Below are 15,765 nucleotides of genomic sequence, written 5' to 3' on the forward strand. Positions count from 1 at the left end.
TCGGCCGAGGGGTCTCCCATAGAATTACTTCATGCCGTCACAAGCAGTTATGTGGCAGAACGAAACAATGATCTCCTGCCTCCGCGTGTTGCTGGTGGCATTGCTTCTTGCGCTCCTTGCCGACGGCGCGCTGGCGATGCCACGGCTGGAGCGCGATCGCTGCGTCTTCCGTCCGCCGCGCGGCGACAAGCTCGAGTGCTACACCCTGGTCGTGGCCGAGAACCGCGCCAGCCCCAAGGGCCAGGAAGTCCGGCTGAAGGTCGCGGTGCTCAAGGCAAAGCGGCCGCTCGCTGCCGATCCGGTAATCTATCTCGCCGGCGGCCCCGGCGATTCGCCGCTCGTCGCGTCGACCGCCGGCGCGGACCCGCTGGCGGAAGGTGATTGGTGGAACGACACCACCGTTATCCGCCGCCGCCGCGACGTCATCATCCTCAGCCAGCGCGGCGCGGGCGGCTCGACGCCCAACCTCGACTGCTTCGAGGCGCGGACGTCGGAGCCGGCGCGTGCCAGGCGCCGCGCCGTGACCGAGCCGCAGGAGCGCGAGATCCTGCTGCGCTGCCGCGCCGACTTCGACAAGCGCAAGATCGATCTCGCGATGTACTCGACGCCGGCACTGGCCGACGACGTCGCCGACCTCGCCAAGGCGATGCAGCTCTCCAAGGTGAACCTCTACGGAATCTCCTACGGCACGCGCTGGGCGCTCGAGACCATGCGCCGTCATCCCGGCATCGTGCGTTCCGCCGTGCTCGACGGCGTGTACCCGCCGCAGATCAACGGCGAGCAGAACGAGCCGGAGATCGTCCGCACCGTGTTCGAGCAGCTCTACGCCGAGTGCGCGTCGGACAAGCTCTGCCGCGAGCGCAATCCCGACCTCGCCGCCAACGTCAGGGCCGTGCTCGCGCAAGCCGATCGCACGCCGCTCCAGATGACGCTGGCGCTCGAGGACGGGCCGCAGGTGGTGAAGCTCGACGGCGCCAAGCTGCTGCTGGTGCTGCTGCACATGATGCGGCAGGGCGAGGCGGCGCTCGTGCCCGAGGCCGTGACAGCGCTGAAGCGCGGCGACAGGCGGCTGGTGAAGCAGTTCGCCGAGGACCTCGAGGAGGACGACGGCGGCCTGCTCGAGACCAACGCGCAGCAATTCGGCGGCTTGTTCAACACCATCGAATGCCGCGAGACCTGGGCGGGCGTCGACCAGGGTGCGCGCGAACGCGCGATCCAGGCGGGCGGCGTCTACAGCCTCAGCGCGCAGCTCAGCAAGTTGGCGGCCTTCTGTCCGGTGTGGCGCGTGCCGGTGGCCACGGCTGCCGAACGCCAGCCGGTCACGGCCTCAGTTCCGACCCTGCTGATGAGCGGTGGCTACGATTGGCTGACGCCGGCGAACTGGGGCCGCGATGCGGCGAAGAACCTTCCCGAATCGCGCCACGTGCTCTTCCGCGCCCAGGGCCACGGCGTCTCGAGCCAGGACGAGTGCGCGGCGCGCCTGCGCGACGAATTCATCGATGCACCCGATCCGCGCTGGCCGCTGCCTTGCCGCGCCGACGCGCCGCCCGACTTCGCGGGCGCGGTCGAGAGGGTCAAGGCGTTGCCGGCGCGTGAGGGAGACAGGAAGGAATGAACCGCCTCGCCATACCGGCGTCGACTTCCCGATCGTCACGCTGCCGATAGTCTCACCTGCCTCAGCCAGCGCTCCTCGGTGGCGCCCAATGCCGGCGGCCTCGCTGGCGCTCGCCGGTCGGACGGGAGGGCTGATCCACGAAGCGCTGGGGCGCGGCCGACATCATCGCCCCGCATCGTCGACGCTTTCACCGCATCCGCCGGCGGCAGGGCGAGCGGTCGCGCTACGGCGCCTTCTGATTTGAATCAAGACAAGCGGGGCCGCGGCGTGCTCCAATAATCCTATTATACAGAAAGTTCTGGTTAAAATGACCGCCGACACCTCCTTCAGCCCGGCCGCAGAGCGGCCAAGCTTCCTCGCGCTCTTCACGCCAAAGCTGATCACGATCCTGAGCGAGGGCTACGGCCTTCAGGCGCTGCGGGCCGACATCATGGCCGGCCTCACGGTAGCGATCGTGGCGTTGCCGCTCTCGATGGCGATCGCGATCGCCTCCGGCACGACACCGGAGCGCGGCCTCTACACGGCGATCGTCGGCGGCTTCCTGGTGTCGGCGCTGGGTGGCAGCCGCTTCCAGATCGGCGGGCCGGCAGGCGCCTTCATCGTCCTCGTTGCTGCAGCGGTCGATCGCCACGGAATCGACGGCCTGGTGCTGGCGACTGCGATCGCCGGCCTCCTGCTGATGACGGCGGGCTTCCTGCGGCTGGGAACCTACATCAAGTTCATTCCCTATCCGGTGACGGTGGGATTCACCGCCGGCATCGCGGTCATCATCTTCGCGAGCCAGATCCGCGATCTCTTCGGCCTCACGCTTGCTGGCAAGGAACCGGGCGAGATCGTGCCGAAGCTCGCCGCGCTCGCACAGGCCAGCGGGACGATCAATCCGGTGGCGGTGGCGCTTGCGGGGGTCTCGATCGGCCTGATCGTTGGCCTGCGTCGGTGGCGTCCCCACTGGCCGGGCATGCTGATCGCCGTTGCGCTGACGGCCCTGGCGACCGCGGCCTTCAGCCTGCCGGTCGAGACCATCGGCACGCGCTTCGGCGGCATTCCCTCAGCGCTGCCGGCGCCGCATCTTCCCGTCCTGTCGCTCGCGAAGATCCAGGCCGTATTGCCCGATGCACTCGCCTTCGCGCTGCTCGGCGCCATCGAATCGCTTCTGTCGGCTGTGGTGGCCGACGGCATGACCGGCCGCCGCCACCGGTCGAACTGCGAGCTGGTGGCGCAGGGCGCGGCCAACATCGGCTCGGCGGTGTTCGGCGGCATCTGCGTCACCGGCACGATCGCTCGAACCGCCACCAACGTGCGGGCGGGGGCGCGAGGGCCCGTCGCCGGAATGGCGCATGCGGTGTTCCTGCTGCTGTTCATCCTGGTGGCGGCACCGCTTGCCTCCTACATCCCGCTCGCGGCGCTCGGCGGCGTCCTCGCTGTGGTTGCCTGGAACATGGCGGAGAAGCACGAATTCGTCGCACTGCTGCGCAGCTCGCGCGGCGACGCGGCCGTCCTGCTGGCAACCTTCGGACTCACCGTTCTGCGCGACCTCACCGAAGGGATCGTGGTGGGCTGCGCGATCGGCACCGTCGTCGTTCTCCATCGCCTGTCCCAGACGGCGGCCATCCAGTCCGGCACGCCCATGGTGGCGGCCGACCAGGCCGACACCTCCAAGCCGCGCACGCCCTACGATGCGGCGGATGTCGTCGACAGCGACGTGGTGGTCTATCGCCTGACCGGGGCGTTCTTCTTCGGCACGGCGTCTATGGTGACCGCCGTGCTCGACCGGATCGGCGATCGGCACAAGGCGTTCGTTCTCGACTTCGCCTCGGTTCCCTTCGTGGATTCTACGGCTGCGAATGTCATCTTTTCCTTGGCGCGCAGCACCGCGCGCGACAAGGTGCGGCTGTTCCTCACCGGCACCAGCCCCGCCGTGCGCCATTCGCTGACCGCTGCCGGCGTGACGCCGCCTCTTGGCCTTTATCGCGAGACGATCGACGAGGCACTGCGCGAGGCACGAAGCACCGTATAAGATCGGCGGATGCCGAAGCTTCTCCTATCCGACTATGCCCTGCGTACCTGGGGCGACCGAATCCAGACCGCAGCCACCGACCTGACTTTCGTGACGTCGGAGGACGCGCTCGCCGCATCCGGCCCCTGCGACGCCGACATCGCCTTCATGACCCGCGAGGTCACCGGCAAGTCGAGCTCCAACAATCCCACGCCCGAGCTCGCGGGCTTCGATGCGGTGGTCCGCAAGTCGCCCAGCCTGAAATGGCTGCAGATCCATCCCGCCGGCGCCGAACGGCCGATCTATCGTGAACTGCGCGGACGTGGCGTAAAAGTGACCACCGCGTCGGGCGCGACGGCGGTGACGGTGTCGCACAGCGTGCTGGGCGCGCTGATCGCGATCAACCGGCGCTTTCCGCTGCTGGCCGATGCCCAGCGCCGCCACGCCTGGGAGCCGCGGTTGGCAGAACGCTCGCCGCGTGATCTCAAGGGGCAACGCGCCGTCATCGTCGGCATGGGCCCGATCGGCCGCAACATTGCGGCACTCCTGAAGGTGCTGGGCATGACCTCGATCGGCGTCCGCCGCACGGCCGAACCGGCGCCGGAGTTAGAGCGCGTCCTCGCCTATGCCGATCTGGCGAGCGTATTGCCGCAGGCGGATTGGCTGATCCTGTGCTGCCCGGCCTCGCCACAGACGCGCGGCATCGCCAACGCAACGGTCTTCGCCGCCATGCCGGCCGGCTCGCACTTCATCAACGTCTCGCGCGGCGAGATCGCGGTCGAGAAGGACGTGATCGCCGCGCTGCAAAGCGGTCATCTCGCCGGTGCCTATCTCGATGTGTTCGAGCGCGAGCCGCTCGATCCGGCCTCGCCGCTCTGGGACATGCCCAACGTCCTGATCTCGCCCCACACCGCCAGCCATTCGCTCGGCCAGAACGAGGCGATCTTCGAGATCTTTCTCGACAACCTTGCCCGTTTCCGCGCCGGGCAGAGCCTGCGCAACGACGTCGACAATCTGGGTTAGGCCCGCAGTCCGGAAGATGATCCGTTCTACCGCCGCGCCGCCAGGCTCTTAAAGAGCGCGTCGCTGCGGTCGTCGGCCGGGAAGAAGCACTCGATGCGGACTTCCTGCAGGGTGACGTCCTGCGGCGTGCCGAGAGTGGCGATGGTGGTGAAGACCGAGAGCGAGCGGCCGCTGACGATATAGTCGAGCGTCAGCACCGGCTGCGGCCGCTCCTCGAAGCGCAGCTTGCGGAACGAGGCCGGCACGTCGGGGAAGGCCATGACCTCCTCGATGAAAGCCAGTGCCTTGGGCTCGCCACCGTCGGCCAGGATCTCGGCATAGGTGGTCGAGACGAGATGGCGGGCGACCTGCTCCCAGTTGGAAAGCTTGGGGCGCAACGCCCGGGGATCGAGCATCCAGCGCAGGATGTTCGGGCCCTTGCCCGGCGGCGAGGCGGGCGGTGGGCCCTCGAACAGGAACAGGGTGAAGGCGTTGGCCGCGTCATTTCCCTGCAGCAGGTTCCACAGCCGGTCGACCACGATCGCCGGGTAGGGCTCCTGCTGCTTGAGGATGCGGTCGATCGCCTGGCGTACCGGCGCGAGCTCGGGGGCGGCGAGATTGCTCTCGCGATAGACCGGCGCGAAGCCTGCGGCGAGCAGCATGGCATTCCTTTGGCGCAGCGGGACATCGAGCGCGGAGGTGAGCTGCACCACCATCTCGCGGCTGGGCCGGGCGCGGCCGGACTCGAGGAAGCTGACATGGCGCTGCGACACGCCCGACTGCAGCGCGAGGGCGAGCTGGCTGGCGCCTCGCCGGCGGCGCCAGGCGCGCAGCATGGGGCCAAACAGGTCGGCCTGGACGGCCGAGGCAGGCAGGGCGGTGTTCATCATGCCCGGAAGACTAGCATCGGCCCGACGGCCCGCCGATTACCTCTCCCGTAATTGCCGGCCGGCCGGTTCCGGCCGAAGTCTCGGGGCGTTCGCTCAACTCGAGGAGAACGTCATGAACGCTTCATCCGACCGTCTGCTGCGGCGTACCCTGTGGGGCAACGCCATCTTCTCCGTCGTCTCCGGCGCCATTGGGGTGGCCTGTGCCGCGCCCTTCGCCGCCTGGGCCACCCATGCCCCGCTCTCGGTGGCGGGCCTCGACCTCGCCGTCGTCTTCGAGCTCCTGGGCATCGGCGTGGTGCTGTTCGGCGTGATCTGCGGCTGGGTTGCCTCGCGCGAGACATTGCCCCAAGGCTGGGCGCGCGCGATCTTCGCCGCCGACATCGCCTGGGTCGCGGCAAGTGCCCTGGTGCTGGTGCTGCCTGCGTCGTGGACCACCGCGGGTATCGCAGGCATCGTCGTCGTGGCCGTGATCGTGGCCGACATCGCCATCCTGGAGTATCTCGGCCTGCGCCGGCTCGGCGCCGCCCTCTGAACGGAGACGACCATGGACAAGCTTCAGTTCCTGAACGACCGCCAACTGCCTTTCGCCAAGGTGCTGGGGCTGAAGTTCGTCGCCGCGAGCGAGGCGGGCGTGAAGGCCGAGATGGTGGTCACGCCCGAGCTCTGCACGCGGCCCGACATACTGCACGGCGGCGCGGTGATGGCCTTCGCCGATACGCTGGGCGCCGCCGCCACGGTCCTGAACTTGCCGGAAGGCAAAGGTACCACGACGATCGAGAGCAAGACCAACTTCGTCGGGCCGGCGCCGGTCGGCACGACCGTGATCGGCGAGACCACTCCGATCCATCGCGGGCGGCGCACCCAGGTCTGGACGACGCGCATCACCACTGCCGAGGGCAAGCTCGTGGCGGTCGTCACCCAGACTCAGATGGTGCTGTAGCGCGGGTCAGGATCTTTGCTGGGAGCGCGGCTCTCCAGAGCCGCTCTTCCTTCGGTTGCCGTGCCCATGAGCGGCTCTGGAGAGCCGCGCTCCCAGCCATGAGACGGCCAGACTCAGCGCCCCGGCATCAGGGCCGGCACGAAAGTGTTCAGCACCTTGTCGGCGTCGGCGGCGGTCTGGCCGCTTCTCTGCGCCCAGTTGATGACGATCTTCAGGAAGTGCTCGCGATAGCCGATGAGGAGGAGCTTTCCGGAGATGCGGCCGGCGTTGCCGCCCGATGCGCTAAAGGTGGTGCAGCGGAACGTGTACGCGCCGTAGGTGCAGGCCGACGGCACGGCCGGCTTCTCGAAGCTCGACAGGCCCGACGCGGCCGCCTGCTGGGCGAGGCTCGAGAGCTCGTCGTTGAACTGGTTCAGGATCGTGGGATGGCTGCTGCCGTTCGGAGCGCGCCGCGAACCGCCGTAGACGTCGACGATCACTTCCATGCCATTGGGCGTGGCGTACTGGTAGCTCGATCCGCCGCCTCGACTTGCCGACTGGGTCAGCGTCGCTCCGCCGAGCGTCGGTGGGAAGGAAAGCCTGGTGCCCGGCTCGACTGTCGGTGCCTGTGCGAACGCGGCCCCTGGCAGGAGGACGAGGGCGAGCAGCAGGGAGATGATCCTAGACATCGAGATTGGCGACCTTGAGGGCGTTTTCCTGGATGAAGTCGCGCCGCGGTTCGACGACGTCGCCCATCAGCGTGGCAAAGATCTCGTCGGCCTCGTCGGCATGGTTGATCTTGACCTGCAGCAGCGTGCGCGCCTCGGGATCGAGTGTGGTCTCCCAAAGCTGGTCGGGATTCATCTCGCCCAGACCCTTGTAGCGCTGGATAGCAACGCCCTTGCGCCCGGCATCGAGGACCGCGGCGTAGAGCTCGGTGGGAGAGGAGATGCTGGTCTCCTTGTCCTTCACTGCAAAGACACCGGTCCGCATGTAGACGGCCTGCAGCTCGGACGCGAGCGCGTCGAGCTTGCGGGCCTCGGCGCTCTTGATCAGCGGGCCGTCGATCACGTGACGTTCGTTGACGCCGCGCAGGCGGCGCGTGAAGACGAGGCCGCCGTCGGGCGTCGGGTCGCCTGCCCAGCCGCGCTCGAGCACGGGGCTCACCGCGTCGAGCCGTCGGGCGATGTAGTCCGCCGTTTGCTTGCCCAGGGTGGCATCGGCGAGGATATCGGGATTGAGGGCACCCGCGATCGCCGCCTGTTCGATCACCGCCTGGCTGGTGACCCTGCGCGACAGCGACAGCGGCTTCACCAGGTTGGCGACCGAATGGGCGATGTCGACGGTGCGGCGCAGGTCGTCCCCGGCCTGTACCGTGCCGTCGCCCAGCCTGAAGGTGGCGCCTTCCAGTCCGCTGTCGATCAGGTGGTTGTCGAGCGCGCGCTCGTCCTTGAGGTAGATCGCCGACTTGCCCTTGGCCGCCTTGAACAGCGGCGGCTGGGCGATATAGAGATGGCCGCGCTCGATCAGGTCGCGCATCTGGCGATAGAAGAACGTCATCAGCAGCGTGCGGATGTGGCTGCCGTCGACGTCGGCGTCCGTCATGATGATGATCTTGTGGTAGCGCAGCTTGTCGAGCGTGAAGTCGTCATGGCCGATGCCGGTGCCGAGCGCGGTGATCAGCGTGCCGATCTCGGCTGACGACAGCATCTTGTCGAAGCGCGCGCGCTCGACGTTCAGGATCTTGCCGCGCAGGGGCAGGATCGCCTGGTTGGCGCGGTTGCGGCCCTGCTTGGCCGAGCCGCCGGCCGAATCGCCCTCGACGATGAACAGCTCGGAGAGCGCCGGATCGCGCTCCTGGCAATCGGCGAGCTTGCCGGGCAGCGAGCTGACATCGAGCGCGCCCTTGCGCCGGGTGAGTTCGCGCGCCTTGCGGGCGGCCTCGCGCGCGGCGGCGGCCTCGACCACCTTGGTGAGGATCTTCTTTGTCTCCGTCGGGTGCTCCTCGAACCATTGGCCGAGCTTGTCGCCAACCACCGACTCGACCACGGGCCGGACCTCGGAGGAGACCAGCTTGTCCTTGGTCTGCGAGGAGAATTTCGGATCGGGCACCTTGACCGACAGCACGCAGGTCAGGCCCTCGCGCATGTCCTCGCCGGTGAGCGAGACCTTTTCCTTCTTCGACATGCCGCCCTCGTCGGCATACTTGTTCAGGGTACGGGTGAGCGCGCCGCGGAAACCCGCGAGATGCGTGCCGCCGTCCCTCTGCGGGATGTTGTTGGTGAAGCACAGCATCGTCTCGTGATAGCTGTCGTTCCACTGCATGGCGACTTCGACCGTCATGCCGTCGCGCTCGCCGCGGATCGAGACCGGCGGGTTGTGCAGCACCGTCTTGTTGCGGTCGAGGTACTTGGCAAAGGCCTCGACGCCGCCCTCGAAGTACAATTCGGAGACCTTCGGCTCTGCCCCGCGCTCGTCGGCCAGCACGATGCGCACGCCCGAATTCAGGAAGGCGAGCTCGCGCAGCCGGTGCTCCAGGGTGGCGAAGTCGTACTCGGTCTTGGTGAAGGTCTCCTTGGAGGGCAGGAAGGTGACTTCCGTGCCGCGCTTGCCTTCCGGCGCGTCGCCCACCAGCTCGAGGTCCTTGTCGGGCTCGCCGTGGCGGAAGCGCATGAAGTATTCCTTGCCGTTGCGGCAGATGCGCAGGTCGAGATGCTCCGACAGCGCATTGACCACCGCGGCGCCGACGCCGTGCAGGCCGCCCGACACCTTGTAGGAGTTCTGGTCGAACTTCCCGCCGGCATGGAGCTGGGTGAAGATCACGTTGGCGGCGGAGATGCCCTCCTCGCGATGGATGTCGACCGGCACGCCGCGGCCGTTGTCGCGCACCGTGACCGAGCCGTCGCCGTGCAGCACAACGTCGACCCGGTCGCAATAGCCGGCCAGCGACTCGTCGATCGCATTGTCGACGATCTCGTAGACCATGTGATGCAGGCCGGTGCCGTCGTCGGTGTCGCCGATATACATGCCCGGCCGCTTGCGCACGGCTTCGAGGCCCCGCAGCACCTTGATGGAATCGGCATCGTAGTCCTCGCCGTTGCCGGCGGTCGCGCGGTTCAGTTCGTTCTCGCTCATCGTCACATCCCGGAAGGGTCAGGTCGCCGCGATCGATCCGTCGGCCACGCGCAACAGCTGCGCACGGCCGGCGAGCGGCTTGAAAAGCTCGGCATCGGTGCCGGTCATCCAGCTCTGCGCGCCCAGCGCCACCACCTCGTCGAACAGCGCCTCGCGGCGCTCCGAATCGAGGTGGGCCGCAATCTCGTCGAGCAGCAAGAGCGGCGGCCGGCCGCGCGACAGCGCCACCAGCCGCGCATGGGCCAGGGCGATCGAGACCAGCACGGCCTTTTGCTGGCCCGTCGAACCCTCGGCGGCCGGCAGATCGAGATCGAGGTGGCGCACGGCGAGATCGCTGCGATGCGGCCCCACGGATGTGGTGCCGGACTCGGCATCGCGCAAGCGGTTGGCAGCGAGTGTCGCGCGCAGCCGGTCCTCGGCATCGAGGGCCGCCATCGAGGCGACCCAGCCATCGATCTCGCCCGCCATGGCGAGCGAGGCGCGCGGGAAAGGGCCGACGCCCAGCCGCGCCGCCGCATCGAGGCGCTGCACGGTGTCGGCCCGGTTGGCGGCAAGCGCCACGCCGTGGCGGGCCATGGTGTCTTCCAGCGCGGTGAACCAGTGCGGGTCGCGGTTGCCCTCGCCCAGCAGACGGCTTCGCTGGCGGAGCGCGTTCTCGTAGGCCGCGGCGTCGCCGGCGTGCTCGGGATGCAGCGCCGTCACCAGCCGGTCGAGGAAGCGGCGGCGGTCGCTGGCACCGTCGAGGAACAGCCGGTCGAGCTGCGGCGTCAGCCAGACGGCGGCGACATGCAGGCCGAGCACGGTCTGGCTCGCAGCCGGCCTTCCGTCGACCCGCACCACCCGGCGCAGCAGGCTACCCTCGCTGCGAGCCGGCTCCAGTCCGGTGCCGATGGCGACCCGCCCGTCCGGCGTATCGAGGGTGGCGGCGACCGCCCAGGCGGCGGCACCCGCCTCATCTCTGCGTGAGCGGCGGCAGACCTCGTCGAGGCGCGCGCGCCGCAGGCCGCGGCCGGGCACCAGGAAAGACAGTGCCTCCAGGAGGTTGGTCTTGCCCGCGCCGTTGGCGCCGACCAGGACGACCGGTGCCAGCTCGCAGTCGAGGCGGAGCTGGCGGTAGTTGCGGAAATCGGTGAGCCGGAGCTGGCGCACGGCCAGGGTGGCCGGCGCAGCGCCGGATGCGGCGTCGGGACTATAGGCAAGAGCGCTGTTCGGCGCCGCCGTCATACCCGCATCGGCATGAGCACGTAGAGCGCGCTCTCGTCGGCGCCGTCACGCACCAGGGTGGGCGATCCTGCGTCGGCCATCAGGAAACGGGCTTCCGATCCGACGATCTGCTCGGTGATGTCGAGCAGGTAGCGCGAGTTGAAGCCGATCTCCAAAGCGGTGGCCTTGTAGTCGACTTCGATCTCCTCGGTGGCGCTGCCGGCGTCCGGGCTGGTGGCCGAGAGCGTCACCACGCCGTTGGCGACAGCGAGCTTGATGGCCCGCGATTTCTCGGTCGAGATGGTGGAGACGCGGTCGACGGCGTGGGCAAATTCCTTGCACGGCACATTCAGAATCTTGTCATTGCCGGTCGGAATCACCCGCTCGTAGTCGGGGAAGGTGCCGTCGATCAGCTTGCTGATCAGGGTGACGTTGCCGCTGGCGAAGCGGATGCGGGTATCGGAAAGCTCGACGTCGACCGAGCCGTCGCTCTCGTCGAGCAGCTTGCGGACCTCGCCCACGGTCTTGCGCGGCACGATCACGCCCGGGATCTCGTCGGCGCCCTTGGGCATCGGAACCTCGACCCGCGCCAGGCGATGGCCGTCGGTCGCCACGCCGCGCAGCACGTCGGTGCCGCCCGACTTGGCGGCGTGGAAATAGATGCCGTTCAGGTAATACCGCGTCTCCTCGTTGGAGATGGCGAAGCGCGTGCGGTCGATGATGCCCTTGAGGTCGGTTGCCGGGATCTGGAAGCGATGCGGCAGGTCGCCCTCGTTCATCGCCGGAAAATCGGCTGGCGGCAGGCACTGGAGCGTGAAGCGCGAGCGGCCGGCGCGAATGGTGAGGCTGTTGCCGTCGCTCGAGGCCTCGAGCTCGACCTGCGCGCCGTCGGGCAGCTTGCGCACGATCTCGTAAAGGGTGTGGGCGGGCGCGGTGGTGGAGCCGGTCTTGGAAGCGTTCGCCTCGACCGTTTCGGTGATGGCGAGATCCATGTCGGTCGCGGCCAGGCTGAGGCGGCCCTTCTGGGCGGTGATCAGCACGTTCGACAGGATGGGGATCGTGTTCCGGCGCTCGACGACACTTTGCACATGGGCCAGCGCCTTCAGGAGGGCTGCCCGTTCGATCGTCAATTTCATGGTTCGGTCGCTATAACGAGGGCCAGAATAACCGGTTGGGACACCCCGTTTCGCAGCGCCGGACGGGCCATTGCGGAACGGTCGGGAAGTATAGCACGGGGGCCGCAGCCGGGAAGCGATTTCGCCGCCGGGAAGGCGCTTAAGCCCCGATGAAACAACGAAAAACGGGGCCTCATCGGCCCCGTTCGAAATCTCGTCCTCAAGTCGCTTCAGCCCTGCAACTGGCGCTTGAGCAGCTCGACATCTTCCGCAATCGAGAGGTCGGAAACCTTCAGTTCCTCGATCTTGCGCACGGCATGCATGACGGTCGTATGGTCGCGATTGCCGAAGCGCTTGCCGATCTGCGGCAGGCTCAAGGTGGTGAGCTGCTTGGCGAGGTACATCGCTACCTGGCGGGGGCGCGCGACCGAACGGGCGCGCCGCGGCGAGCTCATCTCGGCGAGCTTGATGTTGTAGTGGGCGGCGACCCGCTGCTGGATCTCGTCGACGGTCACCTTGCGGTCGGCCTGGCGCAGCAGGTCGTGAAGCACGTCCTGCGCCATCTCGACCGTGATCTCGCGGCCGATCAGCTGGCCGTGCGCCACGACCCGGTTCAACGCGCCCTCGAGCTCGCGAATGTTGGTGCTGATCTTGTGCGCGAGGAACTCGAGCACGGCCATCGGCACGGGCACCCGTGCATGCTCCGCCTTGGTCTGCAGAATCGACAGACGCAGCTCGTAGGTCGAGGAGTGGATGTCGGCGACGAGGCCCGAGCCGAGTCGCGAGCGCATGCGCTCCTCGATGTCCTGCAATTCGCTCGGCGGCTTCTCCGAGGACAGCACGATCTGCTTGTTCTGCTCGACCAGCGAATTGAAGGTGAAGAAGAACTCGTCCTGGCTCGCCTCCTTGCCGCAGATGAACTGCACGTCGTCCACCATCAGCACGTCGACGTTGCGGAACAGCTCCTTGAACTGGCCGGTGTTCTTAGTGCGCAGCGCCGTGATGAAGCGGTTCACGAAGCTCTCGGCCGTGAGGTAGAGCACGCGGGTTTTGGGATCGCGCTCGCGGATGACGTGCCAGATGGCGTGCATCAGGTGAGTCTTGCCGAGCCCGACGCCGCCGAAAATATAGAGCGGGTTGCGCTCGGGCAGCGGCCGGTCCTGCTCGGCGATGTTGCGCGCAGCGGCATAGGCGAATTCGTTGGGCTTGCCGACGACGAAGTTGGCGAAGGTGTGGCGCGCCTCCGGTCCCTGGAAGCTGTCGTCGCTGCCGCGCCCGATGGCAGGCCCCATGCGCGGCATCGGCTGCTGGAAGTTCGGCGCGGCCGGAACCGGCGGCATGGCGATGATGTCGTTCGCGCGGCGCGGCGCCGGCGGCGGCACGAGATTGACCTCGACGCTCGTCACCTCGGTGTTCACCGACTGCCAATAGGCCAGCACGCGGTCGCCGTAGTGGCGGCTTACCCAGTCGCGGACGAAGCGGGTCGGCGCATAGAGGCGGACCTTGCCGGCCCTGGCCTCACCGGGCTCGACTTCGCCGAACCATGTCTTGAAGGCCTTGTCGCCGATTTCCTTGCGGAGCCGATCACAAACCCGAGCCCACTGTGCTTCAAGTTCCTTTCGGCCCTCATCATCCATGCCTGCCCCCGCAATAATTTTGTGGTCGAATGCTGCGTCGTTGCCCGACGTCGACGATAGAAGCTTGTTCAAGATTGTCTCCATGGAAGTCCCGACGCCTTCCACCCCGCCTCCGAGCCGCGCTTGCCCTGCGCGTCCATCGGCCCCTCGAAACCATCACTCACATTTAGACACGTACTGTATCCGGCAGCGGTCATGGCTCTCGCCGCCGCTGCCGACCTCACCCCGCTTCGACACAGAAACAGCAGCGGGGTGTCCTTGTCGGCGATTGCGCCCCCAAGCGTCGACACGAATTCAGGGTTCACCTGCATGCTCGGAAAGACCTGCCACTCAAGCAACGCCGGCTTCTTGCCGGCTGATGCCAACTCCGGCAGGCCCACATAGTTCCATTCGGCGCGCGTGCGCACGTCGATCAGAACCGCGTCCTTGCTCTCGTTGAGGATCTTCCAGGCGATCGACGGCGCCACATCGCCGGCGTAGCCGGCGGCGGGGGAAACCTCGTACGTGCCGGCGATCTTGTTGTTCGACATGGCCCCCGCTCTTCATTCTACGATGCAGGGCACAGGCTACGAGCCTTGAGTTCGAAGTCGAGATCACAGCGCGCAAGGATGACGATCGCTCGTGGAATGGTGTCGTCGACACATCCACTCTTCCTGCCTATCGTCATGTTGCTGGTGCGCTGTGGTTCGTCTCCTTCTTACTCGTTTCAGCGGAGAAGGATTGCCCCCCATCTCCACCTTGGCTCGCGCTCAGTGCCCCACGCCCCGTCGCGATGGATCGAGTCTTAGACAGACTCTTTGGCGAGCGCAAACGGACTACATCGAAACATCCGCACGTGATTCAACTTGTCCTCCAAGTGCGCCGATTGACAACGCGATCGTTTCGTAGCCCTCGCGATGCGTGACGCACCGACGATCGATGACGCCCCTCAACATCTAGCGCCCGCCTCGTCACGTCGTCCGATAAAAGCGAATTGCATGAACTTCGCCGATCGGCAGCCAAGTGATCTTCGCTCCGATCGGTCAAAAAAATTTCGGAAAAATTTTTGGCGCGCCCCCCAAAAAGCAAAACGCCGCTCGAAGGGAGCGGCGTTCATCGTCTCCGAGGAGCGACGTCTCTATCAGGCCATCGCCTTGATGCGTGCGTTGAGTCGCGACACGCGACGCGCCGCCGCGTTCTTGGCGATCACGCGCGCAGTGGCACCGCGCTGGATGTCCGGCTGCGCCGCCCTCAGCGCTTCGGCCGCCGCCTTCTTGTCGCCGGACTTGATCGCTTCCTCGACCTTCTTGGTCGAGCCGCGCAGGCGGCTGCGCCGTGCGTTGTTCTCGGCGGTGCGACGCTCGGTCTGGCGCGCGCGCTTCTCGGCCGACTTGTGATTAGCCATTTAGTCCTCGTCCTTTGGAAGGGCGCGCTTATACGGGGCGTCCGGAAGCCGGTCAACCCCGCGCCATGTCGTTGAAATCACCGGTGTTTCCAGGCCGCTTTGCGCTTTTCGGCGAACGCGCTCATTCCTTCGGCCCGATCGTCGAATGCGAAGGTGGCGTGGAAGGTCCGGCGTTCGAAGCGCACGCCCTCGGCCAGGGTGGTCTCGAAGGCGCGGTTGACGGCCTCCTTGGCGACCATGGTCGCGGGCAACGACATGCCCGCAATCTTCTCCGCCGCCCCGATCGCCTCGTCCATCAGCTGGGCCAGCGGCACGACCCGGCTCACCAGGCCGCAGCGCTCGGCTTCGGCGGCGTCCATCATGCGGCCGGTCAGCACGAGGTCCATCGCCTTGGACTTGCCGACGAAGCGCGGCAGTCGTTGCGTGCCGCCCGCACCGGGAATCGTGCCGAGCGTGATTTCGGGCTGGCCGAACTTCGCGTTCTCCGCAGCGATGATGAAATCGCACATCATCGCCATCTCGCACCCGCCGCCCAGCGCATAGCCCGCGACCGCAGCCACGATCGGCTTTCGTACCTGGCTCACCTTCTCCCAGCCGACGGTGATGAAGTCCTGCAGGAAGACGTCCTGGTACGACTTGTCCTTCATCTCCTTGATGTCTGCACCGGCAGCGAAGGCTTTTTCGCTTCCCGTGAGCACAATGCAACCGATGTTGGTATCCGCCTCGAACGCATCGAGCGCGTGTCCAAGCTCGCGCACGAGATCGGCGCACAGCGCATTCAACGCTTTCGGCCGGTTCAATCGAACGATGCCGACCCGGCCCTTTGTCTCGGTCTGAATGTTCTCGTAGGTGATGGCCACGCGTTCCTC

General features: G+C 67.0%; 14 protein-coding genes. 5 read left to right on the forward strand and 9 right to left on the reverse strand.

Annotation, left to right across the window (positions count from 1 at the left end; genetic code table 11):
- Positions 1-67: 67 nt before the first annotated feature.
- The 3 genes from ACQY8M_RS03750 to ACQY8M_RS03760 all read left to right on the forward strand — a co-directional run bounded on the left by ACQY8M_RS03750 (position 68) and on the right by ACQY8M_RS03760 (position 4,634).
- On the forward strand, positions 68-1,615 hold the full coding sequence (locus ACQY8M_RS03750; protein WP_428669148.1) for an alpha/beta hydrolase: 1,548 nt from the start codon (positions 68-70) through the stop codon (positions 1,613-1,615).
- A gap of 307 nt (positions 1,616-1,922) precedes the next feature.
- Positions 1,923-3,632 carry a SulP family inorganic anion transporter gene (locus ACQY8M_RS03755; protein ID WP_428669149.1) on the forward strand — a complete coding sequence of 570 codons (1,710 nt, stop codon included), beginning with the start codon at positions 1,923-1,925 and terminating at the stop codon, positions 3,630-3,632.
- Positions 3,633-3,641: 9 nt separating this feature from the next.
- Entirely contained in the window at positions 3,642-4,634 is a 993-nt protein-coding gene (locus ACQY8M_RS03760) for a D-2-hydroxyacid dehydrogenase (protein ID WP_428669150.1), read from the forward strand.
- A gap of 26 nt (positions 4,635-4,660) precedes the next feature.
- Here ACQY8M_RS03760 and ACQY8M_RS03765 read toward each other — a convergent pair whose 3' ends face one another.
- The gene (locus ACQY8M_RS03765) at positions 4,661-5,503 is read right to left on the reverse strand and encodes a helix-turn-helix domain-containing protein (RefSeq protein ID WP_428669151.1); all 843 of its coding nucleotides are present in this window, start codon (positions 5,501-5,503) and stop codon (positions 4,661-4,663) included.
- A gap of 112 nt (positions 5,504-5,615) precedes the next feature.
- Here ACQY8M_RS03765 and ACQY8M_RS03770 point away from each other — a divergent pair, with 112 nt between their 5' ends.
- Complete coding sequence (locus ACQY8M_RS03770) at positions 5,616-6,035, forward strand: hypothetical protein (RefSeq protein ID WP_428669152.1); 420 nt, start codon at positions 5,616-5,618, stop codon at positions 6,033-6,035.
- Between the two features lie 12 nt (positions 6,036-6,047).
- Positions 6,048-6,443 carry a PaaI family thioesterase gene (locus ACQY8M_RS03775; RefSeq protein WP_428669153.1) on the forward strand — a complete coding sequence of 132 codons (396 nt, stop codon included), beginning with the start codon at positions 6,048-6,050 and terminating at the stop codon, positions 6,441-6,443.
- A gap of 113 nt (positions 6,444-6,556) precedes the next feature.
- On the opposite strand, the gene ACQY8M_RS03780 is transcribed toward ACQY8M_RS03775, so the two are convergent.
- The 8 genes from ACQY8M_RS03780 to ACQY8M_RS03815 form a co-directional block, all read right to left on the reverse strand.
- A complete protein-coding gene (locus ACQY8M_RS03780) occupies positions 6,557-7,111 on the reverse strand; it encodes a hypothetical protein (protein WP_428669154.1) in 555 nt (184 codons plus the stop codon).
- A complete protein-coding gene (gene gyrB / locus ACQY8M_RS03785; RefSeq protein ID WP_428669155.1) occupies positions 7,104-9,557 on the reverse strand; it encodes a DNA topoisomerase (ATP-hydrolyzing) subunit B in 2,454 nt (817 codons plus the stop codon). The genes ACQY8M_RS03780 and gyrB overlap by 8 nt, the downstream gene beginning before the upstream one ends.
- An 18-nt stretch (positions 9,558-9,575) precedes the next feature.
- Entirely contained in the window at positions 9,576-10,781 is a 1,206-nt protein-coding gene (gene recF / locus ACQY8M_RS03790; RefSeq protein WP_428669156.1) for a DNA replication/repair protein RecF, read from the reverse strand.
- Complete coding sequence (gene dnaN / locus ACQY8M_RS03795) at positions 10,778-11,896, reverse strand: DNA polymerase III subunit beta (RefSeq protein ID WP_428669157.1); 1,119 nt, start codon at positions 11,894-11,896, stop codon at positions 10,778-10,780. The genes recF and dnaN overlap by 4 nt, the downstream gene beginning before the upstream one ends.
- 209 nt (positions 11,897-12,105) lie before the next feature.
- The gene (gene dnaA, locus ACQY8M_RS03800) at positions 12,106-13,512 is read right to left on the reverse strand and encodes a chromosomal replication initiator protein DnaA (protein WP_428669158.1); all 1,407 of its coding nucleotides are present in this window, start codon (positions 13,510-13,512) and stop codon (positions 12,106-12,108) included.
- A gap of 68 nt (positions 13,513-13,580) precedes the next feature.
- Entirely contained in the window at positions 13,581-14,042 is a 462-nt protein-coding gene (locus tag ACQY8M_RS03805) for a rhodanese-like domain-containing protein (protein WP_428669159.1), read from the reverse strand.
- 590 nt (positions 14,043-14,632) lie between these two features.
- Positions 14,633-14,896 (reverse strand): 30S ribosomal protein S20, encoded by a 264-nt coding sequence (rpsT, locus tag ACQY8M_RS03810; RefSeq protein WP_428669160.1) that lies wholly within the window; start codon positions 14,894-14,896, stop codon positions 14,633-14,635.
- Between the two features lie 77 nt (positions 14,897-14,973).
- A complete protein-coding gene (locus ACQY8M_RS03815; RefSeq protein WP_428675305.1) occupies positions 14,974-15,750 on the reverse strand; it encodes an enoyl-CoA hydratase in 777 nt (258 codons plus the stop codon).
- Positions 15,751-15,765 lie beyond the last annotated feature (15 nt).

The organism is Reyranella sp., from assembly GCF_965279465.1.
Classification (GTDB): Bacteria; Pseudomonadota; Alphaproteobacteria; order Reyranellales; family Reyranellaceae; genus Reyranella.